The organism is Geodermatophilus sp. SYSU D00691, assembly GCF_054050275.1.
This window is the reverse complement of the sequence record NZ_JBJGYZ010000007.1, coordinates 54,652-80,516: the sequence shown is the minus strand read 5'-3', so window position 1 is coordinate 80,516 and position 25,865 is coordinate 54,652. Positions and strand designations below refer to the sequence as shown.

24 protein-coding genes are annotated in these 25,865 nt (G+C 75.2%); 16 read left to right on the top strand and 8 right to left on the bottom strand.

Translation table 11 applies throughout. From position 1 onward, the window contains the following. The 8 genes from ACI797_RS07215 (at position 1) to gcvP (ending at position 7,788) form a co-directional block, all read left to right on the top strand. Positions 1 to 333 (top strand): small basic family protein, encoded by a 333-nt coding sequence (locus ACI797_RS07215; RefSeq protein WP_456542594.1) that lies wholly within the window; start codon positions 1 to 3, stop codon positions 331 to 333. Next, positions 330 to 1,256 carry a DUF881 domain-containing protein gene (locus ACI797_RS07210; protein WP_456857921.1) on the top strand — a complete coding sequence of 309 codons (927 nt, stop codon included), beginning with the start codon at positions 330 to 332 and terminating at the stop codon, positions 1,254 to 1,256. Before ACI797_RS07215 ends, ACI797_RS07210 begins: the two co-directional genes overlap by 4 nt. A 41-nt stretch (positions 1,257 to 1,297) precedes the next feature. Then, positions 1,298 to 1,699, top strand: coding sequence for a glycine cleavage system protein GcvH (gcvH, locus tag ACI797_RS07205; RefSeq protein ID WP_456857920.1), 402 nt, complete (start codon positions 1,298 to 1,300; stop codon positions 1,697 to 1,699). Between the two features lie 266 nt (positions 1,700 to 1,965). Further along, positions 1,966 to 2,484, top strand: a complete 519-nt coding sequence (gene odhI, locus ACI797_RS07200; RefSeq protein ID WP_456542591.1) for an oxoglutarate dehydrogenase inhibitor Odhl — start codon at positions 1,966 to 1,968, stop codon at positions 2,482 to 2,484. Positions 2,485 to 2,487: 3 nt separating this feature from the next. Then, on the top strand, positions 2,488 to 3,231 hold the full coding sequence (gene ftsR, locus ACI797_RS07195) for a transcriptional regulator FtsR (protein ID WP_456857917.1): 744 nt from the start codon (positions 2,488 to 2,490) through the stop codon (positions 3,229 to 3,231). 103 nt (positions 3,232 to 3,334) lie between these two features. Beyond that, positions 3,335 to 3,817 carry a bifunctional nuclease family protein gene (locus ACI797_RS07190; RefSeq protein WP_448623444.1) on the top strand — a complete coding sequence of 161 codons (483 nt, stop codon included), beginning with the start codon at positions 3,335 to 3,337 and terminating at the stop codon, positions 3,815 to 3,817. Between the two features lie 294 nt (positions 3,818 to 4,111). Then, positions 4,112 to 4,684: a MerR family transcriptional regulator gene (locus ACI797_RS07185; RefSeq protein ID WP_456857916.1), complete on the top strand. Its 573-nt coding sequence runs from the start codon at positions 4,112 to 4,114 to the stop codon at positions 4,682 to 4,684. Between the two features lie 116 nt (positions 4,685 to 4,800). Beyond that, the gene (gene gcvP / locus ACI797_RS07180) at positions 4,801 to 7,788 is read left to right on the top strand and encodes an aminomethyl-transferring glycine dehydrogenase (RefSeq protein ID WP_456857915.1); all 2,988 of its coding nucleotides are present in this window, start codon (positions 4,801 to 4,803) and stop codon (positions 7,786 to 7,788) included. Between the two features lie 12 nt (positions 7,789 to 7,800). Here gcvP and ACI797_RS07175 read toward each other — a convergent pair whose 3' ends face one another. Then, positions 7,801 to 7,998, bottom strand: coding sequence for a DUF5999 family protein (locus ACI797_RS07175; RefSeq protein ID WP_456542587.1), 198 nt, complete (start codon positions 7,996 to 7,998; stop codon positions 7,801 to 7,803). Positions 7,999 to 8,278: 280 nt separating this feature from the next. On the opposite strand from ACI797_RS07175, the gene ACI797_RS07170 reads away from it, so the two are divergent. Further along, on the top strand, positions 8,279 to 8,788 hold the full coding sequence (locus ACI797_RS07170) for a pyridoxamine 5'-phosphate oxidase family protein (protein WP_456857913.1): 510 nt from the start codon (positions 8,279 to 8,281) through the stop codon (positions 8,786 to 8,788). 4 nt (positions 8,789 to 8,792) lie between these two features. Here the strand turns inward: ACI797_RS07170 and coaA are convergent, their stop codons facing one another. Further along, complete coding sequence (coaA, locus tag ACI797_RS07165; RefSeq protein ID WP_456857912.1) at positions 8,793 to 9,755, bottom strand: type I pantothenate kinase; 963 nt, start codon at positions 9,753 to 9,755, stop codon at positions 8,793 to 8,795. Between the two features lie 100 nt (positions 9,756 to 9,855). Here coaA and ACI797_RS07160 point away from each other — a divergent pair, with 100 nt between their 5' ends. Then, positions 9,856 to 10,671 (top strand): GNAT family N-acetyltransferase, encoded by an 816-nt coding sequence (locus ACI797_RS07160; protein ID WP_456857911.1) that lies wholly within the window; start codon positions 9,856 to 9,858, stop codon positions 10,669 to 10,671. Positions 10,672 to 10,726: 55 nt separating this feature from the next. On the opposite strand, the gene ACI797_RS07155 is transcribed toward ACI797_RS07160, so the two are convergent. From ACI797_RS07155 to ACI797_RS07145, 3 genes are read right to left on the bottom strand one after another with little or no spacing between them, the layout of a single operon-like run. Next, on the bottom strand, positions 10,727 to 11,272 hold the full coding sequence (locus tag ACI797_RS07155; RefSeq protein WP_456857910.1) for a YbhB/YbcL family Raf kinase inhibitor-like protein: 546 nt from the start codon (positions 11,270 to 11,272) through the stop codon (positions 10,727 to 10,729). 53 nt (positions 11,273 to 11,325) lie between these two features. Beyond that, positions 11,326 to 12,600 carry an RNA polymerase sigma factor gene (locus ACI797_RS07150; protein WP_456857909.1) on the bottom strand — a complete coding sequence of 425 codons (1,275 nt, stop codon included), beginning with the start codon at positions 12,598 to 12,600 and terminating at the stop codon, positions 11,326 to 11,328. Continuing rightward, the gene (locus tag ACI797_RS07145) at positions 12,597 to 12,959 is read right to left on the bottom strand and encodes a YciI family protein (RefSeq protein WP_456857908.1); all 363 of its coding nucleotides are present in this window, start codon (positions 12,957 to 12,959) and stop codon (positions 12,597 to 12,599) included. Before ACI797_RS07145 ends, ACI797_RS07150 begins: the two co-directional genes overlap by 4 nt. Positions 12,960 to 13,074: 115 nt before the next feature. Between ACI797_RS07145 and ACI797_RS07140 the strand changes: the two genes are divergently transcribed. Beyond that, the gene (locus ACI797_RS07140; RefSeq protein WP_456857907.1) at positions 13,075 to 13,806 is read left to right on the top strand and encodes an HAD family hydrolase; all 732 of its coding nucleotides are present in this window, start codon (positions 13,075 to 13,077) and stop codon (positions 13,804 to 13,806) included. Further along, the gene (locus tag ACI797_RS07135) at positions 13,803 to 16,172 is read left to right on the top strand and encodes a glycoside hydrolase family 65 protein (protein WP_456857905.1); all 2,370 of its coding nucleotides are present in this window, start codon (positions 13,803 to 13,805) and stop codon (positions 16,170 to 16,172) included. The genes ACI797_RS07140 and ACI797_RS07135 overlap by 4 nt, the downstream gene beginning before the upstream one ends. 104 nt (positions 16,173 to 16,276) lie before the next feature. Here the strand turns inward: ACI797_RS07135 and ACI797_RS07130 are convergent, their stop codons facing one another. Together ACI797_RS07130 and ACI797_RS07125 are read right to left on the bottom strand one after the other, a co-directional pair. Continuing rightward, positions 16,277 to 17,020: a M50 family metallopeptidase gene (locus tag ACI797_RS07130; protein ID WP_456857904.1), complete on the bottom strand. Its 744-nt coding sequence runs from the start codon at positions 17,018 to 17,020 to the stop codon at positions 16,277 to 16,279. Between the two features lie 64 nt (positions 17,021 to 17,084). After that, entirely contained in the window at positions 17,085 to 22,202 is a 5,118-nt protein-coding gene (locus ACI797_RS07125) for a SpoIIE family protein phosphatase (protein ID WP_456857903.1), read from the bottom strand. A gap of 149 nt (positions 22,203 to 22,351) precedes the next feature. Here ACI797_RS07125 and ACI797_RS07120 point away from each other — a divergent pair, with 149 nt between their 5' ends. Then, positions 22,352 to 22,999 (top strand): LysE family translocator, encoded by a 648-nt coding sequence (locus ACI797_RS07120; RefSeq protein ID WP_456857902.1) that lies wholly within the window; start codon positions 22,352 to 22,354, stop codon positions 22,997 to 22,999. Here the strand turns inward: ACI797_RS07120 and ACI797_RS07115 are convergent, their stop codons facing one another. After that, positions 23,000 to 23,416 (bottom strand): VOC family protein, encoded by a 417-nt coding sequence (locus ACI797_RS07115; RefSeq protein ID WP_456857901.1) that lies wholly within the window; start codon positions 23,414 to 23,416, stop codon positions 23,000 to 23,002. A 450-nt stretch (positions 23,417 to 23,866) separates the two neighbouring features. Here ACI797_RS07115 and ACI797_RS07110 point away from each other — a divergent pair, with 450 nt between their 5' ends. Genes ACI797_RS07110 through ACI797_RS07100 form a run of 3 tightly spaced genes read left to right on the top strand, consistent with a single transcriptional unit; the run spans position 23,867 to position 25,146 of the window. Then, complete coding sequence (locus ACI797_RS07110) at positions 23,867 to 24,328, top strand: SRPBCC family protein (protein ID WP_456857900.1); 462 nt, start codon at positions 23,867 to 23,869, stop codon at positions 24,326 to 24,328. Next, the gene (locus tag ACI797_RS07105) at positions 24,325 to 24,675 is read left to right on the top strand and encodes an ArsR/SmtB family transcription factor (RefSeq protein WP_456857899.1); all 351 of its coding nucleotides are present in this window, start codon (positions 24,325 to 24,327) and stop codon (positions 24,673 to 24,675) included. The genes ACI797_RS07110 and ACI797_RS07105 overlap by 4 nt, the downstream gene beginning before the upstream one ends. Before the next feature lie 21 nt (positions 24,676 to 24,696). Beyond that, positions 24,697 to 25,146 carry an SRPBCC family protein gene (locus ACI797_RS07100; RefSeq protein ID WP_456857898.1) on the top strand — a complete coding sequence of 150 codons (450 nt, stop codon included), beginning with the start codon at positions 24,697 to 24,699 and terminating at the stop codon, positions 25,144 to 25,146. The last annotated feature ends 719 nt before the right edge of the window (positions 25,147 to 25,865 follow it).

The window sequence follows — 25,865 nt, the reverse complement described above, 5'->3', positions numbered from 1 at the left end:
GTGATCCCGATCCTCGGCCTGGCCCTCGGCGTCGTCCTCGGGCTGGTCTTCGACCCCACCGTGCCGCTGTGGCTGCAGCCCTACCTGCCGATCGCGGTGGTCGCCGCGCTGGACGCCGTCTTCGGCGGGTTCCGCGCCCGCCTCGACGGCATCTTCGACGCGAAGGTGTTCGTCATCTCGTTCGTGTCCAACGTGGTCGTGGCGGCGCTGATCGTCTTCCTCGGCGACCAGCTGGGGGTCGGCGCGCAGCTGTCCACCGCCGTCGTCGTCGTGCTGGGCATCCGCATCTTCGGCAACGCGGCGGCGATCCGCCGGCACGTCTTCCGGGCATGAGCGGCGAGCCGCGGCCCGGCGCCGCGCCGGAGGAGGACCCGCCCGGCGGGCCGGGAGCCGAGGTCCCGGCCGAGGCGTGCGTCGACCCCGCCGAGCCGGGGCCGGACGAGGGGGCGCAGCCGGACGACGAAGCGCAGCCGGACGACGCGAGCGAAGGTGCCGAGCCCGACGACGGGGCGGAGCCGGCGGTCGCCGAGCAGGCCGACGAGGGAGCCACCCCGGCGCCCCGCCGCCGCCGGCGCGATCCGCTGGCCGCGGTGCTGATCGGCGTCCTCACGCTGCTGCTCGGCTTCGCCTTCGCGGTGCAGGTGCGCAGCAACGACGCAGAAGGGCTGCTGGCCGGTGCGCGCGAGGAGGACCTGGTCCGCATCCTCGACGAGCTCAACGCGCAGGAGGACCGGCTGCGCCAGCAGATCGCCGAGCAGCGCGCGGCGCTCGAGCAGCTGAACAACTCCGACAGCCAGTCCGCGGCCGCGCTGGAGGAGGCCCGCCAGCGGGCCGAGGCCATCGGCATCCTCAACGGCACGATCCCCGCCCAGGGCCCGGGCCTGCGCATGGTGATCCGCGACCCCGACGGCGAGGTGCGGGTCGCCGACCTGCTCGACGCCATCCAGGAGCTGCGCGGCGCCGGGGCCGAGACCATGCAGATCGACGGCGTGCGCATCGGGGTCTCCAGCGCGGTCACCGGCGAGCCCGGGGAGCTGCTCGTCGACGGCCAGGAGATCACCGCGCCCTACGAGGTGCTGGCCATCGGCTCGCCACCCGACCTGGAGACGGCGATGAACATCCCCGGCGGCGTGGTCCAGCGGATCGGCGGCCGCGGCGGGTCGGTCGAGATCGCCCAGGCCGACCTGGTCGTGGTGGACGCGTTGCGACCCCTCGACACGCCTGAATACGCTTCGCCGGAGTCCGACGGCGACTGACGCCGTCGCCACCCCACCCCCTGCACGAGGAGCCGCACCGCATGGCCACACCCGGCGACCGCCGTTACACCGACCAGCACGAGTGGGCCCTGGTCCAGGGCTCCGAGGACGGTGCGACGGTCGTGCGGGTCGGGATCACCGACCACGCGCAGGACGCGCTGGGCGACATCGTGTACGTCCAGCTGCCCGAGGTGGGGGAGGAGGTGGCCCCCGGCGCCGCCATCGGCGAGGTCGAGTCGACCAAGTCGGTGTCCGACGTGTACGCGCCGCTCGCCGGCGTCGTCAGCGCCGTCAACGACCGCCTCGCCGACGCACCGGAGACGGTCAACGCCGATCCGTACGGCGAGGGCTGGCTGGTGGAGATCCGCGTCGAGGGCGGCGACGACCCGACCGCCGGCCTGCTCGACGCCGACGCCTACCAGGCGCTGGTCGACGCGTCCTAGAGTGCGCCGACCACGGGCGTTACGGGCGCGTTGCGCTCACTATGCTCTCGGTCGGACCGGGTCTTCCGACGGCCAGTCGGCGAGGCCCGACCCTCGCTCTGTTCGTCCGGTTGACCCTCGGGCCGACCGGCTGGTTCCATGACCCACGGCGCGCCGTGACCCCACGGTGGCCGACCCGCGACGGGCTGTCCGGCCCGTCGTACGCCGGCCGCCGCCGGCCAGCCACCTGGCCCGCGGCGGTGCCACCTGCACCGGAGGAGACAGACGTGCACTGCACTCGTTGTGGCCACAACAACCCCGAGGGCAGTCGCTTCTGCGCGCAGTGCGGTGCCGCCCTGTCGCAGGAGCGGGTGGGGGAGTCGACCAGCGTCATCCCCAAGGTCGGCGGCGAGGACTCCGGCGAGCAGGTCGAGGTCACCCCGGACACCGCCGACGCGCACGCCGGCGCCGTCGACTCGCTGCCGCCCGGCTCGGCCCTGCTGGTGGTCAAGCGCGGCCCGAACGCCGGCAGCCGGTTCCTCCTCGACCAGGACGTGACCACCGCCGGCCGGCACCCCGACAGCGACATCTTCCTCGACGACGTGACCGTCAGCCGCCGGCACGTCGAGTTCCACCGCGAGGGCGGTGGCTTCTCGGTGCACGACGTCGGCAGCCTCAACGGCACCTACGTCAACCGCGAGCCGGTCGACGTCGCCACCCTCGCCGGGGGCGACGAGGTGCAGATCGGCAAGTTCCGGCTGGTCTACCTCACCGGTCCGCGCACCGGCGAGCCCGCCGCCCGCTGACCGGTGCCCGACCCGCGCGAGAGCGCGATCGGGACCGCCGCCGACCAGCACACCCCCCGCCTGACCATCGGCGAGGTGCTGGCTGTTCTTCGCGACGACTTCCCCGACGTGACGATCAGCAAGATCCGGTACCTGGAGTCCGAGGACCTCGTCCACCCGCAGCGCACGCCGTCGGGCTACCGGAAGTTCTCCTCGGCGGACGTGGCGCGGCTGCGCTACGTCCTGGCCGCGCAGCGCGACCACTACCTGCCGCTGCGCGTCATCAAGGAGCACCTCGAGGCGCTCGACCGGGGTGAGCCGCTGCCCGCGTCGGCCACCGGCCCGGTGGCCGTGCCGCCGCCGGTGGCCGGCGGGCCGGGCGGGGACGACGACCGCGGCGGGCCGATGCCGGCCGACCAGTTCGCCCGGGCCGCCGGCCTGGAGCCCGAGCAGCTGGCCGACTGCGTGCAGTTCGGGCTGCTCGTGCCCGACGGGAAGGGCCGCCACCCCGCCGCCGACCTGCCGGTCGCCCGGGCCGCCGCGGGGCTGGCCCGGCACGGCATCGAGCCGCGGCACCTGCGCGGCTACAGCAACGGCGCCGACCGCGAGGCGGGGCTGATCGAGCAGCTGGTGGCGCCGCTGCTGCGGGCCCGCTCGGAGGAGGCGCGGGCCCGCGCGACGGAGAAGCTGCGGGAGCTCGCGGCGCTCTCCGCGCAGCTGCACACCGCCCTGCTGGAGGCGCGACTCCGGGATCTCCTCCGCCCCTAGGTCGGGCGTACCGTGAGGGCGTCGGGTGCCGGGCCGCGCACCGGGTGCCCGACGTGACCGCCCGCGCCCGCTACCCCCGGGCCGCTGTTGAGGGAGCCGCACCGTGCAGGAGCTTCGAGTCGTCGGCGTGCGTGTGGAGCTGCCGGGCAACCAGCCGATCCTGCTGCTCAAGGAGACGCAGGGCGAGCGGTACCTCCCGATCTGGATCGGCGCGGTCGAGGCCGCCGCGATCGCGTTCGAGCAGCAGGGCGTGCGCCCGGCCCGGCCGATGACCCACGACCTGCTCAAGGACGTCGTCCGTGCGCTCGGCGCCACCCTGGAGGCGGTCAACATCACCGAGATGCGCGACGGCATCTACATCGCCGAGCTGGTCTTCGGCGACGACCGGGTGGTCAGCGCCCGGCCCTCCGACGCCGTCGCCCTCGCCGTGCGCACCGGCGCGCCGATCTTCGGCGCCGAGGACCTGCTCGACGAGGTGGGGATCGAGATCCCCGACGAGCAGGAGGACGAGGTCGAGAAGTTCCGGGAGTTCCTCGACCAGATCTCGCCGGAGGACTTCGGCGCGGGCTCGGGGTCCGGCGGCTGAACTCCGGCGGCCGTGCTCCGGTGACCGGACCCCCGGGGCCGGGACGGACGGTTCCGGATCGCGGTCCGGTCACGAGTCGTACCGCGACCGGAGCGAGGGCCGGTCGCGGCGGTAGGGTCGCTGCACCCACCTCGTTCGGGTAGAGCACAGCGACACGCCGCCTTCCTCAGTTGACCCACCCCAGGGCCCGGCTTACGGTCGGCGAACAACACCGGTGTGACGCCTGAGGTTGGTGGGTGCAGCGCCGGGTCCACCGCCGCAGCTGCGGGCCGGGACACGAGGAGGACGCTGGACGTGAGCGACCAGAGCAACGGCTCCCAGGGTCAGCTCTTCAGCGACGCCGCGGTCGGCGCGCCCTCCTACGACGACGTGGACACCGATCTCGTCGGTTACCGGGGCCCCACCGCCTGCGCCGCCGCGGGCATCACCTACCGGCAGCTGGACTACTGGGCGCGCACCGGCCTCGTCGCCCCGTCGGTGCGCACCGCCACCGGCTCGGGCACGCAGCGGCTGTACTCCTTCCGCGACATTCTGGTGCTCAAGGTCGTCAAGCGGCTGCTCGACACCGGCGTCTCGCTGCAGAACATCCGCAAGGCCGTCGACCACCTGCGCAACCGCGGCATCAAGGACCTCGCCAACGTCACGCTGTTCTCCGACGGCGCCACGGTCTACGAGTGCACCTCCGCCGAGGAGGTCGTCGACCTGCTCGCCGGCGGTCAGGGGGTCTTCGGCATCGCGGTCTCCGGTGCACTGCGCGAGCTGTCCGGCGAGCTGGCCGAGCTGCCGGCCGAGCGCATCGACGGCAGCACCGTGCACCTCTCCGACGACGAGCTGTCCCAGCGCCGCCGCCGCCGCGCCGCCGTCTGAGCCGCCTCACCCGCTCTCCTCCGGCTCCGCCCGCGCCGCAGCGCGGGTTCCGCACGTGATCGGCGGGCGGTGCGGGGCGCCGTGGGCCGGTCCTTTCCGCTGGTAACCTCCAGCCAGTGACAGACCGCGCGCTGCCGTCGCTCGCCGACCTCGATCCGTCCGGTTCCTTCCCCGCCCGCCACATCGGCCCACGGCCGGACGAGACGGCCCAGATGCTCGCCGCCGTCGGCTACGACTCCCTCGACGCGCTGGTCGACGCCACCGTGCCCGAGGCCGTCCGCGACCGCGCGCCGCTGGCCCTGGCGCCCGCCGCCGACGAGGCCGCCGTCCTGGCCCAGCTGCGCGAACGCGCGGCCGACAACGACGTCTACACCTCGATGATCGGGTTGGGGTACCACGGCACGGTCACGCCCGCGGTGATCCAGCGGAACATCCTCGAGAACCCCGCCTGGTACACCGCGTACACGCCCTACCAGCCCGAGATCAGCCAGGGCCGGCTCGAGGCGCTGCTGAACTTCCAGACGGTGGTCGCCGACCTGACCGGCCTGCCCGTCGCCGGCGCCTCCATGCTCGACGAGGCCACCGCCGCCGCCGAGGCGATGACGCTGGTCCGCCGCGCGGGGCGCGCCAAGCCCGACGCCGTCTTCGTGGTCGACGCCGACACGCTGCCGCAGACCCTCGCCGTGCTGGCGACCCGCGCCGAGCCGCTGGGCATCCGGTTGCACGTCACCGACCTGTCCGGCGGCTGGCCGGCCGACCTGCCCGAGGCCGGGGCGTTCGGCGTCCTGCTGTCCTACCCGGGTGCCAGCGGCGCCGTGCGCGACCACCGCGCGCTGGCCGCCGCCGCCCACGAGGCCGGCGCTTCCGTCGTCGTCGCCGCCGACCTGCTCGCCCTCACCCTGCTGGAGGCGCCGGGGGAGTGGGGCGCCGACGTCGCCTGCGGGACGACGCAGCGCTTCGGCGTCCCGCTGGGCTACGGCGGCCCGCACGCCGGCTACCTCTCGGTGCAGGAGAACCTCGCCCGGCAGCTGCCCGGCCGGCTGGTCGGCGTCTCGGTCGACGCCGACGGCGCCCCGGCCTACCGGCTGGCGCTGCAGACCCGCGAGCAGCACATCCGCCGCGAGAAGGCGACCAGCAACATCTGCACCGCGCAGGTGCTGCTCGCCGTCATGGCCGGCGCCTACGCCACCTACCACGGCGCCGAGGGCCTGGCGGCCATCGCCGCCCGGGTGCACCGCAGCGCCCAGGCGCTGGCCGGCTGGCTCACCGCCGGCGGGCTGGAGCTGGCCCACGACAGCTACTTCGACACCCTCGCCGTCCGGGTGCCCGGCCGGGCCGACGAGGTGCTCGCGGCGGCGGCGCAGCGGCGGATCAACCTGTGGCGGGTCGACGCCGACACCGTCCAGGTCGCGTGCGACGAGACCACCACGCCCGAGATCCTGCGCGCGGTGGCCGAGTCCTTCGCGGTGGCCGCGGGCGAGCTGCCCGAGGGGGGTCCGGACGCGCTCCCGGCCGGGCTGCGCCGGCGCACGCCGTACCTGACCCACCCGGTCTTCTCCGCGCACCGGTCGGAGACGGCGATGCTGCGCTACCTGCGGTCGCTGTCGGACAAGGACCTCGCGCTCGACCGCACGATGATCCCGCTGGGCTCGTGCACCATGAAGCTCAACTCCGCGGTCGAGATGGCCGCGGTCACCTGGCCGGAGTTCGCGGCCCTGCACCCGTTCGCCCCGGCCGAGCAGGCCCGCGGCTACCGGCGGCTGATCGACGAGCTGTGCGCCGACCTGGCCGAGATCACCGGCTACGCGGCGGTCAGCGTCCAGCCCAACGCCGGCTCGCAGGGGGAGTTCGCCGGCCTGATGGCCATCCGCGGCTACCACCGCTCCCGCGGTGACGAGCACCGCGACGTCTGCCTCATCCCGAGCTCCGCGCACGGCACCAACGCCGCCAGCGCGGTGATGGCCGGCATGCGCGTCGTCGTGGTGGCCTGCGACGACGCCGGCAACGTCGACCTCGGCGACCTGCGGGCCAAGGTCGGGCAGCACGCCGCGCGGCTGGCCGCGATCATGCTCACCTACCCCTCGACCCACGGGGTGTTCGAGACCGAGGTGCAGGAGATCTGCGCGGCGGTGCACGACGCCGGCGGCCAGGTCTACGTCGACGGGGCGAACCTCAACGCGATGGTGGGGCTGGCCCGGCCGGGCCGGTTCGGCTCCGACGTCAGCCACCTCAACCTGCACAAGACGTTCTGCATCCCGCACGGCGGCGGCGGTCCGGGTGTCGGGCCGATCGGGGTCGCCGAGCACCTGGTGCCGTTCCTCCCCGGTCACCCGCTGGCCGACACCGGCGGCGCGGGGCCGACGATCTCGGCCGCGCCGTGGGGCTCGGCCGGCATCCTGCCGATCTCGTGGGCCTACCTGCGGCTGATGGGCCCCGACGGGCTCCGGCGGGCCACCGAGCACGCCATCCTCGGCGCCAACTACCTCGCCGCCCGGCTGCGCGAGCACTTCCCGGTGCTCTACACCGGCGCCACCGGCCTCGTGGCGCACGAGTGCATCCTCGACATCCGGCCGCTGACCAAGGCGACCGGGGTGACCAACGACGACATCGCCAAGCGGCTCATCGACTTCGGCTTCCACGCGCCGACGATGAGCTTCCCGGTCGCCGGGACGCTGATGGTCGAGCCCACCGAGAGCGAGGACAAGGGCGAGCTCGACCGGTTCGTCGAGGCGATGGCGACGATCCGCGCGGAGATCGGCAAGGTCGCCGCCGGCGAGTACGACCGGACGGACAACCCGCTGCGCAACGCGCCGCACACGCTCGCCATGGTGGCGGGGGAGTGGGGCCGGCCCTATCCGCGGGAGACGGCGGTCTTCCCGGTGCGCGGGCTGGTGGGCCGGCAGTACCTCAGCCCGGTGCGGCGCATCGACCAGGCCTACGGCGACCGGAACCTGGTCTGCTCGTGCCCGTCGCCGGAGGCGTTCGCCGAGCCCGACCCGGCCGAGATCGCCACCGACCTGGACGGGGGGCGCACCCCGGCGCGGGCCGAGAGCGCACCCGACGACCTGGGGACGACGGAGGACGTGGTGGGCGCCCGGGCCTGAGGGCGCCCGGCGCTACACCAGCTGGGGCAGCTGCCAGGTGTGGTGGTCGGGGACCGCCCGGCCGTCGGGCAGCAGCTCGCCGTCGTCGTCGAACAGCACGACGCCGTTGCACAGCAGCCGCCAGCCCTGCTCGGGGTGGCTGGAGACGACGACGGCCAGGTCGCGGGCGTCGCTGTCGGCGTCGGGGCACGGGGTGGTGTGGGAGCACATGGTCTCTCCTGGGGAAGCTCCGGCCGGGCAGCCGGTGTCACTAGGCGTGTTCGTCCTGTTACGGGCGTGCCGGAAGTGTGCCCCCGCTCACACCTCCTTGTCAGCGGGTGCACGCGCCACCGTCACCCGCCGGGGTGGGCAGTTCCCGCCATGGCGCACCGCCCGGACCGCGGCGCAGCATGCCCACCGGCCACGCCCGCCACACGGCCGGGATCCGGACGGTCCGTGCCGGAACGGCACCGCCCCGATGAGTCGCCGTCCCGCCCGGGGTCCGACCAGCATGACCACCGGAGAGATCGACCCCAGGTACGGCGACGCGTCGGCCACCCCGCCGCCGTGGGCCGACATCGAGCGCCTGCTGAGCGAGGCGCAGCTGTACTGGATCGTCACCGTCCGCGCCGACGGCCGTCCCCACGCCGTCCCGCTCGTCGGCGTGTGGCACGAGGGCGCCTTCGCGTTCTGCACCGGCGCCGAGGAGCAGAAGTCGCGCAACCTCGACACCAACCCGCACGTCGCGGTGACGACCGGCAGCACCGGGGCGGGCGGCTGGGACAGCGGGACCGACGTGGTCGTCGAGGGCACCGCCGTCCGCGTGACCGACCCCGCCGAGCTGCGGCAGTTGGCCGGGGCATGGCTTGCCAAGTACGGCGACGACTGGCACTTCGAGGTGTCCGGCGAGGAGTTCGTCGAGGTGGTCGAGGGCGGTGGCCGCGCCCGGGTCTACTGGGTCCCGCCGGCCAAGGTCCTCGCGTTCGGCGGCGGGCACGGGCAGACGCGCTACCGCCGCTGAGCCCTCACAGCTTGCGCAGCAGCACCCGGCGCACCGAGTGGTCGGCCGACTTCTGCAGCACCAGCCGGGCCCGGGAGCGGGTGGGCGCGATGTTGTCGCGCAGGTTCGGGCCGTTGACCGCCGACCAGATGCCCAGTGCCGTCTCCCGGGCCTGCTCGTCGGAGAGGTCGGCGAACCGGTGGAAGTACGCCGAGGTGTCGGCGAACGCCGTCCGGCGCAGGGCGAGGAACCGGTCGACGTACCACTGCCGGATGTCGGCCTCGGCGGCGTCGACGTAGACGGAGAAGTCGAAGAAGTCGGAGAGGAAGACCTCCGGGACCGTGCCGTCGGCCCGGTGGCCGGCCTGCAGCACGTTGAGGCCCTCGATCACCACGATGTCGGGCCGGTGCACCGTCTGCCGGGCCTCGGGGACGATGTCGTAGGACTGGTGGGAGTACACCGGGGCGCTCACGTCCGGCAGCCCCGACTTCACGTCGGCCAGGAAGCGCAGCAGCGCCCGCCGGTCGTAGCTCTCCGGGAAGCCCTTGCGGCCGAGCAGCCCCCGCGCCTCCAGGACGGCGTTGGGCAGCAGGAACCCGTCGGTGGTGACCAGGTCGACCCGCGGGGCGCCGGGCGAGGCGGCGAGCAGCGTCTGCAGCAGGCGCGCCGTCGTGCTCTTGCCGACGGCGACGCTGCCGGCGACGGCGATGACGTAGGGCACCTTCTCCGTGCGGTCGCCGAGGAAGGCGTGCTGCGCCGCCCACAGCGCGCGGCTGGCGGCGACGTGCAGGTCGAGCAGCCGGGCCAGCGGCAGGTAGACCGTGGTCACCTCGTCGAGGTCGATCCGGTCGCCCAGGCTGGCCAGCGCCTCCAGCTGCGCCGCGTCGAGCGGCAGCGTCGAGCCCGCCGCGAGGGCTCGCCACGAGCCGCGGTCGAACACCGCGTAGGGCGAGATCTGGGGTCGGGTCCCGGCCGTCACGGCGACCATGGTGCCGTCCGGGCTTGCGGGGTCACCCGGCCGGGTGGGCGGGGACGGCCGATCGGCTGGAACCGGCAGACCCGGGCGGAGCTGCGTCTACTGTGCCGGTGTGCCGACTTCGCGCGGGCTGCTCGACTGCATCGAGCGCTACTTCGCCGCCGCGCCGCTGCTCGACGCGCGGATCGAGGCGGTCGGCGCGCTCGACGTGCCGATCGGTGACCCCGCCTGGCCCTACCCGGCCCGGCCGCGCGCCGGCGCCGGCAAGGTGACCCCCAACGACGTCGCCGCCGCCGTCGTCCTGCAGGAGGGCAGCGGCCTGCCGGTGGGCCTCGAGTGGACCGGCGAGCGCTCGCCGGAGCTGGCCGCGGTGGCCCGGCAGGCGGGCCTGGCCGTCGACGAGCTGCCGCTGCTGGTCGCCGACGAGCCGGTGGAGCTGCTGCTGCCGCACGGCGTCCGGCTCTACCTGGTGGGCGCCGAGGACCCCGAGCTGCCCCGCTACGAACGGGTCGCCCAGGTCGCCTTCGCCCACCCCGGCGGGCGCCGGGACGTCGACGAGGGGCCGCTGGACACCTCGCCGGAGGCCGAGGCCCGCACGGCGGTGCTGCGCGAGCGGATCGCCGCCGGCCGCACGGTGATGATGGTCGCCGTCGAGGACGACGAGCCGGTCGCCGTCGGCTCGCACCAGCCGGTCGACGTCGACGGCGCCGAGGTGTCGGAGATCGTCGGGGTGGCCACGCTGCCCCGGCTGCGCGCCCGGGGGCTGGGCGCCGCGCTCGCCTCGGCGCTCACGGCGCACGCCCGCGAGACCGCCGACCTGGTCTTCCTCACCGCCGGCGACGACGACGTCGCCCGGGTCTACGAGCGGGTCGGCTTCGCCCGCCTCGCCACGACGGGCGTCGCCGAACCCCCCGACACCGCCTCCTGACCCCGTGCTCCGTCGCGATCGCGCCCGCGGGCTCGATCGCGACGGAGCACGGTCCTCAGCCCTCCTCGTAGGTGGCGACCAGGGTGGCGCGGGCCAGCGTGTGGGAGAACAGGTTGAAGCCGAGCACGGCCGGGGTCGTGTCCGGGCCGACGTCCAGCCGGTCGGTGTCCACCGCGTGGACGACGACGAAGTACCGGTGCGGCCCGTGGCCCGACGGGGGAGCGGCGCCCACATAGCCGGCGAAGCCGCCGTCGTTGCGCAGCTGCACCGCCCCCTCGGGCAGCCGCGGCGAGTCCTTGTCGCCCGCGCCGCTGGGCAGCTCGGTCACCGACGCCGGGATGTTCGCCACCGCCCAGTGCCAGAAGCCGCTGCCCGTGGGGGCGTCCGGGTCGTAGACGGTGACCGCGAAGCTCCGCGTGCCCTCGGGGAAGCCCGACCAGGACAGCTGCGGCGAGCGGTCCGCACCGCCGGCGCCCATCACCCCGCTGACGTGCGGCTGCGCGAGCGGTGCGCCGTCGGAGCAGTCGGTGCTGGTCACCGTGAAGCTCGGCACCTGGGGCAGGAAGTCGTACGGGTTCGGCGGCACGGGACGGTCGGCCATGAGCAGCTCCCTCGGTCTCGGGCGGACGGCGGCGCCGTCCCTCGACCGCGACCCTAGGCACCGGCGTGGCCGCCTGCTCGACCAGCCAGTTCGAGCAGGCGGCCGTGCAGGAACGCGCGGTCGGCCGGATCGGCGGCCAGGAACAGCGCGTGCCGGTAGTCGGCCACCGCGCCCGCCTCGTCACCGGCGCGCCGGCGCAGGTCGGCCCGCGCGGCCGGCAGCCACGGGTAGCGGGCCAGCGCCGGGTCGTCGGCGACCGCCGCGACGGCCCGCAGCCCGGCCGCCGGCCCGTCCACCTCCGCCACCGCCACGGCCCGGTTGAGCGCCACCACGGGCGTCGGCCACTCGGCCAGCAGGGCGTCGTAGAGCCGCAGCACCTGCGGCCAGTCGGTGGTCGCGGCGTCGGCCGCGCGGGCGTGCTCGGCGGCGATCGCGGCCTGGAGGGTGAAGCGCCCGGCCGGGTGGGGCATGAGGGAGCGCACCAGGGCCAGCCCCTCGGCGATCGCCGCGCCGTCCCACCGCGACCGGTCCTGGTCGGCCAGCAGGACCACCGACCCGTCCGGCCCGCGGCGGGCGGCGCTGCGCGCCCCGGTGAGCAGGGCCAGCGCCAGCAGCCCGCGCGCCTCGGTCTCCTCGGGCGCGAGGTCGACCAGCGCCCGCGCGAGCAGCAGGGCCCGGGCGGTCAGCCCGTCGTCGGCCCCCGGGGACTCGTGCGCGCAGGTGAGCACCAGGTGGGCGACGTCGAGGGCCCCGGCGACCCGGCCGTGGCGCTCCGCGGTCGCCGGCAGCCGCAGCGGGATGCCGGCGGCGGCGATCTTCTTCTTCGCCCGGGTGAGGCGGGCCGCGGTGGTCGGCTCGGAGGTGAGCATCACGCGGGCGATCTGCGCGGTCGGCACGCCGCAGACCGCGCGCAGGGTGAGCGCCAGCCGTGCCTCGGGGGAGAGGGCGGGGTGGGCGCAGAGCAGCACCAGCCGCAGCAGGTCGGCGCCCTCGTCGGCGGCGTCGTCGGCCGGGGTCGCCGGCAGCCCGTCGCGGGTCAGCCGCTCCGCCTCGCCGACGAGCGCGGGCAGCGCCCGCCGCTCGGTGGCCAGCCGGCGCAGCCGGTCGGTCGCCCGGTTGCGGGTGGCGGTGGTCAGCCAGGCGGCGGGATTGGCGGGGACGCCGTCGGCGCGCCAGGTGCGCAGGGCGGAGGCGAAGGCGTCCTGGACGCACTCCTCGGCGGCGTCGAGGTCGCGCAGCAGGCGCACCGTCGTCGCCACCAGCACCGGCCACTGCGCCCGGTGCGCCTCCTCCAGCGCCGGCCCGACGGCGTCCCCGCCGGCGGTCACGACCCGAACTGCCAGATCGGGCGCACCTCGACCCCGCCGCGGCCGACCGGGCACACCCGCGCCAGCTCGAGCGCCTGGTCGAGGTCGCGCGCCTCCACCAGGTAGTAGCCGCCGAGGGCCTCCTTCGTCTCGGCGAAGGGGCCGTCGGTGAGCAGCGGCTCGGCGTCGACGGCGTCCCGGCGCAGGGTGGAGGCGGTCTGCGTCGACCGCAGCGCGCTGCCGCCCAGGATCTGCGCCCCGGCGGCGGCGACCGCCTCGGCGAAGGCCCCGTGCCGGGCCATCTCGGCGGCGATCTCCTCGTCGGTCGGCGCGGCCCAGCGCGACTCGTCGCCGTAGAGCAGGAAGAGGTACTGCGGCATGGCGGTCTCCTTCGCAGGGGCGATCGGCCGGTCCGTCCGGCCGAACACCTCCTCGACGTGCGAGATCGGCAGGATCGACAGTCCGGCCGAGACCTTTCCTCGGTAGCGTCGCAGCGTGCTCGGTCTCCCGGACTCGGTCCGCGCGTGCCTCTTCGACCTCGACGGCGTCCTGACCCGGACGGCGACGGTGCACTTCGCCGCCTGGAAGCGCACCTTCGACGCGTTCCTCCACGAGCGGGAACCCGGGGCGCCGGAGTTCACCCAGCTCGACTACAACCGCTACGTCGACGGCCGGCAGCGGGCCGACGGCGTCCGCCGCTTCCTGGAGAGCCGGGGCATCGTGCTGCCCGAGGGCAGCCCCGGCGACCCGTGGGAGGCCGGCACGGTGCAGTCCATCGCCACCCGGAAGAACGACGCCGTGCTCCAGGAGCTGGAAGAGCACGGCGTGGAGGTGTATCCCGGCTCGGTGCGCTACCTGCGGGCGGTCAAGGACGCCGGGCTGGCCACCGCCGTGGTGACCGCCTCGGCCAACGGCGCGCAGGTGATCGCCGCCGGCGGGTTCGCCGACCTCATCGACACCCGGGTGGACGGCGTGGTCGCCGCCCGCGACGGCCTGCGCGGCAAGCCGTACGCCGACACCTTCCTCGCCGGCGCGCGGGCGCTGGGCGTGGAGCCGGCGCAGGCGGTGGTGTTCGAGGACGCCCTCGCCGGTGTGGAGGCCGGCCGGGCGGGGGACTTCGGCTTCGTGGTGGGCGTCGACCGGGTGGGCCAGGCCGACCAGCTGGCCGAGCACGGTGCCGACGTCGTCGTGCAGGACCTCGAGGAGCTGCTGGAGGAGCGGGGATGACGGAGGGGCGGGCGAGCTTCCCGATCGAGCCGTGGGCGCTGACCGAGGTCGGTCTCGACCACGGGTCGCTGGGCGTGCACGAGTCGGTCTTCGCGCTGGCCAACGGGCACATCGGCATGCGGGGGTCGTTCGAGGAGGGCGAGCCGGTCGTCGTCCCCGGCACGTACCTCAACGGCTTCTACGAGGAGCGGCCGCTGCCGTACGCCGAGGCCGGCTATGGCTACCCCGAGCAGGGGCAGACCGTCGTCAACGTCACCGACGGCAAGCTGATCCGGCTGCTGGTCCGCGACTCGCCGCTCGACCTCAACTACGGCGAGATCATCGAGCACCGGCGGACCCTCGACCTGCGGGCCGGCGTGCTGCGCCGGCTCACCGAGTGGCGGGCGCCCAGCGGCCGCACCGTGCGGGTGACCAGCACCCGGCTGGTGTCGCTGGTCCGCCGCTCCATCGCCGCCATCGAGTACCAGGTGGAGGTCACCGACGAGCTCGGCGACCTCTACGTGGCGCTGCAGTCCGACCTGCTGGCCAACGAGGAGGTGGGCACCGCCGAGAGCGACGACCCCCGCGCGGCCGCGGCGCTGGCCAAGCCGCTGGTGTCCGAGCTGTCGGTGGGCCGGGGGCGCCGCGCCGTCCTGGTGCACCGGACGCACCGCAGCCGGCTGCGGCTGGCGGCCGGCATGGAGCACGTCGTCGAGGTGCCCGACACCAGCACCGAGGACATCGAGGCCAACGGCGACCTGGCCCGGTACACCCTCGCCGCACGGCTGCCGCAGGGCAGCTCGCTGCGGATCGTGAAGTACCTGGCCTACGGCTGGTCCTCGCGCCGGTCCGGCGCGGCCCTGCGCGACCAGGTGGAGGCCGCGCTGGCCACCGCCCGGCTGGCCGGCTGGGAACGGCTGCTGCGCGAGCAGCGCGAGCTGCTCGACCAGCACTGGGACGAGGCCGACGTGGAGATCGTCGGCGACGACGAGCTGCAGCAGGCCGTGCGCGTGGGCATGTTCCACGTCCTGCAGGCCGGTCTGCGCGCCGAGCGGCAGCCGATCCCGGCCAAGGGGCTCACCGGCCCGGGCTACGACGGGCACACCTTCTGGGACACCGAGACCTACGTGCTCCCGGTGCTCACCTACACCGCGCCGGGCGCGGCCCGCGACGCGCTGCGCTGGCGGCACTCGACCCTGGAGAAGGCCCGCGAGCGGGCCCGGGTCCTCGGCCTGCAGGGGGCGGCGTTCCCGTGGCGGACCATCCGCGGCGAGGAGACGTCGGGGTACTGGCCGGCCGGGACGGCGGCCTTCCACATCAACGCCGACATCGCCGACGCCGTCGTCCGGTACTGGCACGCGACGCTCGACGAGGACTTCGACCGCGACTTCGGCGCCGAGCTGCTGATCGAGACCGCCCGGCTGTGGGCGTCGCTGGGCCACTTCGACAAGGAGCACGGGTTCCGCATCGACGGCGTGACCGGCCCCGACGAGTACACCGCGGTCGTGGACAACAACGTCTACACGAACCTGATGGCGCAGCGGAACCTGCGCGAGGCGGTCAAGGCGGTCAAGCGCCAGCCCGACGTCGCCGGGCGGCTCGACGTCAGCGACGCGGAGCTGCAGACCTGGACGCGGGCCGCCGACCTCATGGCGGTGCCGTACGACACCCAGCGCGGCGTGCACATGCAGTCCGACGCCTTCACCCACCACGAGGAGTGGGACTTCGACGGGACGCCGCCGGAGAAGTACCCGCTGCTGCTGCACTTCCCGTACTACGACATCTACCGCAAGCAGGTGATCAAGCAGGCCGACCTGGTGATGGCGCTGCACCTGCGCGGGGACGCCTTCACGCTGGACGAGAAGATCGCCGACTTCGCCTACTACGAGGCGCGGACCGTCCGCGACTCGTCGCTGTCGGCGGCGCAGCAGGCCGTCGTCGCCGCGGAGACGGGGCACCTGCAGCTGGCCCACGACTACTGGGGCGAGGCGGCGCTGACCGACCTGCAGAACCTGCACCACAACTCCGGGCACGGGCTGCACATCGCCTCGCTGGCCGGCGGGTGGACGGTGGCGGTGGCCGGCTTCGGCGGCATGCGCGACCACTCGGGAGAGCTGCAGTTCTCCCCGCGGCTGCCCGAGCGCATCGAGCGGCTGCGCTTCCGCGTCGTCTACCAGGGCCGCTGCCTGTCGGTGACCGTGGAGAAGCAGCGGGCCACCTACCGGCTGCGCGACGGCGAGCCGATGGACATCCGCCACCACGGCCGGCAGGTCACCGTCGACCACGAGGACCTGGTGCTGGAGATCCCGCCGCCGCCGCAGGTGGAGCCGGCCCGCCAGCCGAAGGGCGCCGAGCCGCGCCGGCGCAACCGCACCCGCGCCGACTGAAGGAGCCCCCTCGCACGCTCGGGGACCGGGACGGGGCCGTGGGAGTGCTCGGGGACGTCGCCCACGCTCCCGGTTCGACCGTTATCCCCAACACATGTGCGGCCTCAGCCGTGGACGAGCCACCACGCGGCAAGGACCAGGGCGCCGAGGTCGACGAGGAGGAACAGGCCGACCCACACGGCGGCCGGCAGGCGGGTCAGCCGGGCCAGCTGGTCGGCGTCGGAGTCCGGCGCGCGGCGGCGGCGCCGGGAGCGCTGCAGCTCGAGCACGGTCTTCGGGGCGGCCAGCAGCAGGAACCAGGTGCCGACGGCGGCGAAGGCGGCCTGGCCCTCCGGGGGGAGCCACCACGTGGCGGCGAAGACGACGACGCCGGTGACCAGCACCGACCACAGGCCGTACCAGTTGCGGATCTGCAGCAGCAGGAGGGCGAGCAGGAGCAGCAGCGCCCACAGCAGCCCGACGGCGTGCCCGGCGGCCAGCAGCGCGGCCGCGCCGAGCCCGAACAGCCCGGGCCCGGTGTAGCCGGCGGCGAGGGTGAGCACCATGCCGAGCCCGGTCGGCCGGCCGGAGGAGACGGTCAGGCCCGAGGTGTCGGAGTGCAGGCGGATCCCCGACAACCGGCGTCCCGCGGCCAGCGCCACCACGCCGTGCGCGCCCTCGTGGGCGATGGTCACGGCGTGCCGGGTGATCCGCCAGAGGGTGGGGGAGAGGACCAGCAGGGCGGCGGCCGCCGCGGTGCCGTACAGCACCTCCGGCGCCGGGTCGGGGACGACGGCGGTGACGCGGTCCCAGAACCGGCGCAGGAGGTCCACGGAGTGGAAGCCTCCCAGGAGATCCTGTGCGCCCACGGCAGGACGCTCGGGTCCGCGTGCGGCGGCGGAAGGCCCGCGGAGGACCGCGGCCCTCCGGGAGCTAGCGGGTCACGCCCGAGGCGTCCCCGGCGGGAGCCACGAGCTCCTCGAGGCCGGCCAGCTCGAGGATCCGGGCGGGTGCGCTGCCCGCGCGGACGACGACGCGCAACGACCCGCCGCCGCTCCGGGCGCGGCCGGCGGCCGCCAGCACGAGGCCGACGCCCGCGCTGGCCAGGTAGGTGACGTCCCGGAGGTCCAGGACCAGCTCGCCGGCCCGGCCGTCGACGGCGGCGAGCAGGTCGGCGGTGGCCGTCTCGGCGGTGGCCAGGTCGAGCTCGCCGGCCAGCGCGATCGTGCCGCCGTCGGCGGAGACGACGACCCGCAGCAGGTCGGAGCCGCCCGTGGGGACGGCGCGGGGCGCAGGGATCGCCGGACCCGCCGCCGTCCGCGAGCGGATCCGGAAGCGAACCGTCGTCCCGCCGCCGGGGGTGGGCTCGACGACGACGTCGTCGGCGAGCCGGCGGATCAGCAGCAGGCCGCGCCCCCGGAAGCCCGGGTCGTCGGGCACCGGCCGCCAGGTGCCGAAGTCCTGCACCCGGACGTCGACCGCGCCACCGGGCGCCCAGGCCACCCGGTACGCGCACTCCCCGGGGACGGCGTCGCGGTAGGCGTGCTCGACGGCGTTGGCCAGCGCCTCGCCCAGGGCGAGCTGCAGGTCCTCGGTGGTGTCCTCGGACAGCCCGGCCTCCCCGGCCCACACCTGGACGGCGCGGCGGACGCGGGCCAGCCGGGCGGGATCGGCCGGCAGCCGCGCCTCCAGCGGCGCCGGCACCAGCCGGGCGGCGACCAGCGCCACGTCGTCGGGCTGGTCGGTGTCGGCCAGGACGTCGTCGAGCAGCAGGGTGGCCAGCTGCTCGGGCGGCTCGGCGGCGTGCCGGAGCACCGCGGCGGCCAGGCGCGCCAGCCCGGCGTCGAGGGTCTCGTCCCGCCGCTCCACCAGCCCGTCGGTGAACAGCAGCAGCAGGTCGCCGGCCTCGACGCGCGCGACGCCCTCGGTGTAGCGCGGCCGGCCGGGGACGCCCAGCACGGTGCCGCCGCCGGCGTCGTCGAGGTAGCGGATCGCGCCCCCGGACACCAGCAGGGGAGGGGGGTGGCCCGCGCGGGCCCACCGGATGGTCTCGCCCGTCGGGTCGATGACGAGGCACAGCGCGCTGGAGGCGGTGGCGCCGGGCAGCCGGGTGGCGAAGCGGTCGAGCAGCTCCAGCGCCTCGGCGGGGCCGTTGCCGGCGAGCAGCGCCGAGGACAGCGCACTGCGCAGCTGCCCCATGACGGCGGCCGCGGCGGGGCCCTGGCCGACGACGTCGCCCACGGCGAAGGCGACGCAGTCGCCGTCGAGCTCCACGACGTCGTACCAGTCGCCGCCGGCCTGGGTGCCCTCGGCGCCGGGCAGGTAGCGCGCGGCCAGCGCCAGCCGCCGGAGATCTGGCAGGCCCTCGGGGAGCAGGTTGCGCTGCAGCGTCTCGGCGATGCGCTGCTGGCCGCGGTAGAGGCGGGCCCGGTCGAGCGCCTGGGCGCACTGCTCGGCCAGCGCGAGCAGCGTCGACCGTTCGGTGCCCGTGAGCCGGCGGGACCGGGGAAAGCCCGTCGCGAGCACTCCTACGACCGAGCCTCCGGCGACGAGGGGGAGGGCGACGCCACCCTCGAGGCCCAGCGCGCGCATGTTGGCGACCATGTCGGGGTGCTGGTCGGGGTGGCGGGCCGCCCACTTCTCGAAGTCCTCGAACCACTGCGCCCGCCGCTCGTGCACGGCGGTGGTGAGCGGGCGGGTCGTCGACAGCGGGACGGTGAGCCACGGCTGCGGGCCGTCGGGGCCTGACCCTTCGACGGTCAGGTTGACCAGCACCCGATGCGACTCGTCGACCTCGTAGACGCCGACGTCGCAACCGTCGCCCAGCAGTTCGGCCACGTGCGCGGACGCGGTGCGCGCGACGACGGTCGGGGTGGTGGCGGCCGACAGCGCCGCGGTCGCACGCTGCAGGAGGGCCAGCCGCTGGGCGCTGGCCCGCTCCTCGGCCAGCAGCAGGGCGTTGTCGATGGCCAGGGCCGCCCGGCCGGCGATCTCCTCCACGAGCTCCCGGTCGTCGGCGTTGAAGCCCGGCGACTCGGGTCGGCGGCCCAGACCCAGCACCGCCAGCACCCGGCCGCGGACCACCAGCGGGACGACGAGCGCCGAGTTGGCCTCCAGCCGGCGGCGGAGCTCTCCCGGGCCGGCGTCCCGGGAGGGGATCACGGGGACGTCGGGCTGCCCCGGGCGGGCCACCGTGCGGCCGGTCTCGACGGCCTGGCGGGTCATCACCGTCTCGGCGGGGTAGGCGGCCAGCGCCTCCTCGGTGGCGGGGTCCAGGGCGGCCGCGGTGACCCGCTGCAGCCGGCCGTCGTCGTCGACCCGGCGCACGTCGCACGCGTCGGCGAGCCGGGTGGTGACCACCAGCCGGGCGAGCGAGCCCAGCTGCTCCTCCATGCCGCCGGCGCGGTCGAGCGCGGCCCCGACCTCGGCGAGCAGGGTCTGCCGCTGGCTCTCGCGGTAGCGGGCGTTGATGTCGGTGCAGCTGCCGACGAAGCCGGCCCCGCCGCCGAGGGGCACGGCCCGCTCGAGCATCCAGTGGTAGGCGCCGTCGGCCCGCTGCAGCCGGTACTCGACCTCCCAGGGCCGGTGCCCGGTGACGGCGGCGTCGACCGCCGCCACGTACCGGTCGCGGTCCTCGGGGTGCAGCCGCTCCCGCCACCGGTCGGCGAGGTCCTCGCCGCCGGTGGCGCCGGTGAACTCGCGCCAGCCGGCGTTGAGGAAGACCCGCCGGCCCGCGGTGTCGGCGACCCAGATGAGCGCCGGGGCGAGGTCGGCCATGGCGTGGAACCGCTCCTCCGCGTCGCGCCGGACCCGGCCCAGCTCCAGGTGGGCGCCCACCCGGGCGATGAGCTCGCGCGCGGAGAAGGGCTTGACCAGGTAGTCGTCGGCGCCGGCCGCCAGCCCCTCGACCGCGGCCTCCTGGCCGGCACGCGCCGACAGCAGCACCACCGGCACCCGCGCGGTGCGCGCGTCGGCGCGCAGGGCGGCCAGCAGCCCGAGGCCGTCGAGCCGCGGCATCATGACGTCGCTGACCACCAGGTCCGGCGGGGAGGCGAGGGCCGCCTCGAGCGCGGCCTGCCCGTCGGAGACGACGTCGACGGCGTAGCGGGGCGCCAGCAGGCGGTGCACGTACTCGCGCATGTCGGCGTTGTCGTCGGCCACCAGCACGCGGCCGGCCGCGCGGGCCAGCGGGTCGGCGTCGGTGGGGTCGGCCACCGGGATCGCCGCCGGTCCGCCGTCCCCGGCGCCGGGCAGCCAGCGCAGGGCCTCGGTGACGAAGGGGACGGCGGCGGCCGAGACACCGGTGCCGGCCGCCTCGTGCGCCACCTGCTCGGCCGGCAGGTGCGCCGAACCGAGGGGGACGGTGACGGTGAACGTGGTGCCGACGTCGGGTTCGCTGTCGGCGGTGATCGTGCCCCCGTGCAGCCCGACCAGCTCGCGGACCATGGCCAGGCCGATGCCGCTGCCCTCGCCGGAGCGCGACCGGGCCCGCTCCACGCGGTGGAAGCGCTCGAAGAGCCGGGGCAGCTCGTCGGCCGGCACGCCGGTGCCGGTGTCGGCGACCGTGAGGACGGCGGTGCCGCTCTCCTGCCGCAGCCGGACGGTGATGCCGCCCTCGAAGGTGAACTTGACCGCGTTGGACAGCAGGTTGAGGACGACCTTCTCCCACATGTCCCGGTCGACGTGCACCGCCCGGTCCAGCGGCGGGCAGTCGACGGTGAACTCGAGCCCGGCGCGTTCCACCGCGGACCGGAAGACGCTGGCCAGCTCCGCGGTGGTGGCGGCGAGGTCGACCGGCTCGAAGCGGGCCTGGATGCGCCCGGCCTGCAGCCGGGAGAAGTCGAGCAGGGTGTTGACCAGCTTGCCCAGGCGCTGGGCGTTGCGCTCGACGACCTCGAGCTCGGCCCGCGCGCGGGCGTCGCCGGCCAGCGCGGGGGAGTCCTTGAGCTCGGCCAGCGGGCCGCTGATCAGCGTGAGCGGCGTGCGGAACTCGTGGCTGACGTTGGAGAAGAAGTCGGTCTTGGCGCGGTCGAGCTCGGCCAGCGCCTCCGCCCGGCGGCGCTCGGCCTCGTAGCTGCCGGCGTTGACCAGCGCCGAGGAGATCTGGCTGGCGACCAGCTCGACGAACCCGCGGCAGGTCTCGTCGAAGGCCCGGTGCGGGTTGAGGCCGACGACGAGGAACCCGGCGCCCGGCCCGTGGTCCTGGGCCGACGACGTCAGCGGGACGACGACCGCGGCCTGCGGTGCCTGCTGCCAGGCCCCGGTCGGCAGGTCGGCGAAGCGCTCGCCCAGCCCCTCGACCAGCACCTCCTCGCCGGCGAGCAGGCGCTCGAGCGGCCAGGCGGGGTCGGCCTCGCCGGGCTCCAGCACGAGCGGCGCGGCGGGGGAACCGGGCTCGATCCCCGAGGCGGTGCCCAGCCGTGCGGTCCCCGTGTCGTCGACGAGGTACACCAGGCCGAAGGGCAGGTCGGCGAGGTTGCGGCCGAGCTCGCGGCCGACCGCGGCGAGGACGTCCTGCTCGGTGCGGGCGCCGGCCACCGCGGTGCCGAGGTCGCGCAGGGTGCCCATGCGGCGCTCGCCGAGCACCCGCTCGGTGGTCTCGACGACCACGCAGAGCATGCCCTCGACCCGGCCGTCGTCGCCGTCGAGCGGGCTGTAGGAGAACGTGTGGTACGTCTCCTCGCGGTAGCCGCTGCGCTCGAGGAACAGCAGCAGGTCCTCGTCCCAGGTGGCGGTCCCGGTGTCGAGCACCGAGCGGATGCGCGGGCCGATGTCGGCCCAGATCTCGGCCCACATCTCGGCGGCCGGCCGGCCGAGCGCCCACGGGTGCTTGGCCTGCAGGGTGTCGCGCCAGTAGGCGTCGTTGTAGAAGGTGGTGAGCTGGTCGCCCCACGCGGCCCACATGGAGAAGCGCGAGGTCAGGACGATCCGGACCATGTTGCGCAGGCCGGCGGGCCAGGTGTCGGGGGCGCCGACGGCGGTCGCGCTCCAGTCCTTCTCGGCCATGGCACGGCCCAGCTCGCCGCCGTTGCGGAAGAGCGGGTCGTCCATGCGCCCTGCCACCTCTCTCCGCGGCCGCCGAGCGCCGGTCGCAGGGCCCGTTCCGGGCCGGTCACGTCCTGCAACCCGCCCCGCCGGGCATTCTGCCAGCAGGGAAACGCCGTAGCCCTCCGGGAGCGGGACTGCCACCATCCGGTGGCGTGGACGTGCTCGCCTCGCTGCCGGCCTTCGTGCTCGCGGTGCTCCTCATCTCCGCCTCGCCCGGCCCGGCGATGGCGCTGATCTTCCGGCGGGCCGCGCTGCGCGGGCTGCGCGGCGCGGTGCCCACCGTGCTCGGGCTGGAGGCCGGCCTCTACGTCTGGGCGCTGTTCGCCGGCGCCGGCTTCGCCACCCTCGTCGCCGCGTCGGAGGTGGCGTTCCTGGTGCTGCGCGTGGTCGGCGCGGCGGTGCTGCTCTACCTCGGGGTCAAGGCGCTGCGCACCGCCTGGCGGGAGCGCCGGGGCGACGGCGCCGCCGCGGCCGCGCCGGCCGAGCCCGTCTCGCGGGGGCGGTGGTGGGGCGCGTTCGCCGAGGGTGTCGTCGTCCAGCTGGCCAACCCGAAGGCCGCCGTCTTCATGATCGCGTTCTACCCGCAGTTCGTGCCGGCCGACGGGCCGGTGTTCACCACGACCGCGCTGCTCGGGCTGCTGCAGATCACCCTCGAGACCGGGCTGTACCTGGCGCTGGCCGCCGGCGTGGCACGGGCCGGCGCCTGGTTCCGGCGCCCCCGGATCCGCGCCCGGGTGGAGGCGGTCAGCGGCACGGTGCTCGTCGCGCTCGGGCTCCGGGTGGCGACGGCGGCCCGCTGATCAGATCGCCTGGGTGAGGTTCACGGCGTTGCCGTCCGGGTCCTGGAGGTGCAGCACCCGCTGACCCCACGGCATGTCGGTCGGGCTCCCGGTGACGCGGCCACCGAGCTCGGCCACGCGCGGGTGCAGCGCGTCGACGTCGGGGACGTCGACGCTGAGCAGGACCCGGCCGGGCTCGCCGACGGCGACGCCCCCGTCGGCGACCAGCCCGAGGGTGACGTCGTCGACCTGCAGGCCGAGGTAGAAGACCGGGCCCTCGTCGGGCACCCGCAGGCCGACCTCGGCGCCGAGCAGGCCGGCGTAGAACGCGCGCAGCCGCTCGACGTCGGGGGTGGCGAGGACGGGGTGGGCGGTGACGGTCATGGCAGCTCCCGGGTCGGCGTCGTCGTGCAGACCGGCGCCGTCCCGGGAACTCATCGCCGTCAGCGGGGGAGGGGGACGGCCAGCGGCTCGGGGACCGCGACCGGCTCGGCCGGGACCGGTGGGAGCGGGCCGAGCTGCGTGAGCCGGTCGAGCGCGTTCAAGTACAGGTGGTGCCGCGCGAGCCGCCCGCCGCGCACCTGGCCGAAGCCGGCGGCGGTGTGGCTCGCCGGCCCAGTTCCGCGACCAGGCGGCTCTTGCCGATGCCGGCCTCCCCGGTGACCAGCAGAACGCCGCCATCGTCCGGACCCGCGGTCAGGACGTCGAGTTCCGCGTCCCGCCCCAGGGGTCGGGGGCACGGCGTCGGCGCCATGTCGGGGAAGTGTGGCGCAGGACGCCTGTCCGGGGGGGACCGGCCGGAGCTTCCCAGAAATGTGCAACCAAACGTTGCGTCATGCGCGATCTGGCTCTAGCGTGATGCGCAACCGATAGTTGCAGGAGGGTGTCGTGGAGTTCGGGAGCATCGAGCGGGAGATCTACGTCGAGGCGTCGCCCGACGTCGTGTTCGAGGTGGTGAGCAGCCCCGACCACGTCAAGCGGTGGTGGCCGGACGACGCGCACTACGAGCCGGTCCCGGGGTCGACGGGCGAGATCGTCTTCGGCGACCCCGAGGCCGGGGGTGGAGCCGCCGCGTTCACGGTCGTCGACGTGCGGCCGCCGGACCTGTTCTCGTTCCGCTGGACCCATCCGGCCGGCGAGGCGGCCGGGGAGGGCAACTCCCTGCTGGTCACCTTCGCGCTCAGCCCGAAGGGCGACGGGACGCTGCTCCGGATGACCGAGACCGGCTTCCGCGAGATGGGCTGGGAGGCCGCGGTGCTCGAGCAGCAGTACCGCGAGCACGTGCACGGCTGGGATTTCTTCCTGCCGCGCCTGGTGCCCTACGCCGCCGCGGTCGGGGCGCGGCGATGAGCACCGCGGTGGCCGAGGACGTCGACGACGACCTCTGGTCGGCGATCGGGGACCCGACCCGGCGCCGGATGCTCGACCTGCTGCTCGCCGACGGCGAGGGCACGGCCACCACGCTGTGCCGGCGGCTGCCGGTCACCCGTCAGGCGGTCGCCAAGCACCTGGGCGTCCTCGACCGCGTCGGGCTCGTCCACGCGTCGGCCGTGGGCCGGGAGCGGCGCTACCGGGTCGACGACGCCCAGCTCGCCCGCGCGGTCGCGCAGTTGTCGTCGGTCGGGTCGGCCTGGGACGCCCGGCTGCAGCGGATCAAGCGGATCGCCGAGGCGATCCAGCGCACCCAGCAGGACTGAGGAGATCGGAGGACTTCGGAGATGGTGGACATCCTGCACCGGGTCGGCGTCGAGGCGTCGACGCCGGAGAGCGTGTACGGCGCCCTGACGACCGTCGAGGGCCTGGCCGGCTGGTGGACCGACGACACGAAGGGGACCGGCGACCAGGTCGGCGGAACGCTCGCCTTCCGCTTCCCGCCGGTCGGCGGCTTCGACATGGAGGTCGTCGAGCTGCAGCCGGCGCAGCGGGTGGTGTGGCGGGTGGTCGACGGTCCCGAGGAGTGGATCGGGACGACGATCGAGTGGACCCTCCGCCAGGACGGCGACTACACCATCGTCCTGTTCCGGCACGCGGGCTGGAAGGAACCGGTGGAGTTCATGCACCACTGCAGCACGAAGTGGGGCTCGTACCTGATGAGCCTCAAGTCGCTGCTCGAGACCGGTCGGGGTGCGCCGGCGCCGCGGGACGTGCAGATCAGCGACTGGCACTGACGGGCGTCCACCCGCGAAGCGTCACAGTGACGAAAGACGGCACCCGTCGTCGGCCCAGGGGATGGGAGCCGGGCCGACGACGGATGCCGCGCACGGGGTCCCGGTCGCGACCGTGGCCCTGGGGCTCGAGTCGCTCCGGCTGCCGCCGAGCCGCGGACGGTGGGGCGGCTCGACCCCGCGCCGGCGGCCGATTAGAGGCGGGTTGACCCGCGTTGGCGCCCGTGAAGCCGCGTCGAGACGCGGCTCGACGGACGGTGGGCCGGCTCGAGGCCCTGTTGACGGCGGGGAGAGTCTGCAGGACCGTCCTCTACAGTCAACCCGACATAATGTCCGCTATCGGCGTTAGATGTTGGAGCGCGGACGCGCCTTCGGTCGCCGGCGGCCACTCCGCACTCCGTCTCATGTCGGCGGCTCGTGGCCCTGCCGCGTTCGCCGGGCGCCTCCCGTGGCCGGCGGCGACCGTCCGTGTGCAACGGCGTGCGATGTCCGTCGTCCCTCCGGCGGACGGTGCGCCCGGGTCGGGCCCGCGCCTCGGCCTGGGCTCGGCGGGTCCCGGCTTCGGCATCAGCGGGCGTCGTCGGCTCCGGTGGCCACGACCCGTCGGTGCGGCTCCCCTGCATGATCAACTCGCCCGAGCCCCGTGATCGACTGCCGGGTGGATCCCCACCGTCCGCACGCTGCCGCCAGGGGCGGTCGCCTGAGCGCATGGGTCGTCTCCC

Bases quoted from the DNA above. Each gene is read 5' to 3' on its own strand.
- ACI797_RS07145 (WP_456857908.1), bottom strand. From the start codon at position 12,959: ATGCCGCAGTACCTCTTCCTGCTCTACGGCGACGAGTCGCGCTGGGCC.
- ACI797_RS07210 (WP_456857921.1), top strand. From the start codon at position 330: ATGAGCGGCGAGCCGCGGCCCGGCGCCGCGCCGGAGGAGGACCCGCCC.
- ACI797_RS07115 (WP_456857901.1), bottom strand. From the start codon at position 23,416: ATGAGTTCCCGGGACGGCGCCGGTCTGCACGACGACGCCGACCCGGGA.
- coaA (WP_456857912.1), bottom strand. From the start codon at position 9,755: ATGGTCGCCGTGACGGCCGGGACCCGACCCCAGATCTCGCCCTACGCG.
- ACI797_RS07125 (WP_456857903.1), bottom strand. From the start codon at position 22,202: ATGGACGACCCGCTCTTCCGCAACGGCGGCGAGCTGGGCCGTGCCATG.
- ACI797_RS07100 (WP_456857898.1), top strand. From the start codon at position 24,697: ATGGTGGACATCCTGCACCGGGTCGGCGTCGAGGCGTCGACGCCGGAG.
- ACI797_RS07175 (WP_456542587.1), bottom strand. From the start codon at position 7,998: ATGTGCTCCCACACCACCCCGTGCCCCGACGCCGACAGCGACGCCCGC.
- ACI797_RS07105 (WP_456857899.1), top strand. From the start codon at position 24,325: ATGAGCACCGCGGTGGCCGAGGACGTCGACGACGACCTCTGGTCGGCG.
- ACI797_RS07155 (WP_456857910.1), bottom strand. From the start codon at position 11,272: ATGGCCGACCGTCCCGTGCCGCCGAACCCGTACGACTTCCTGCCCCAG.
- gcvH (WP_456857920.1), top strand. From the start codon at position 1,298: ATGGCCACACCCGGCGACCGCCGTTACACCGACCAGCACGAGTGGGCC.
- ACI797_RS07135 (WP_456857905.1), top strand. From the start codon at position 13,803: ATGACGGAGGGGCGGGCGAGCTTCCCGATCGAGCCGTGGGCGCTGACC.
- ACI797_RS07170 (WP_456857913.1), top strand. From the start codon at position 8,279: ATGACCACCGGAGAGATCGACCCCAGGTACGGCGACGCGTCGGCCACC.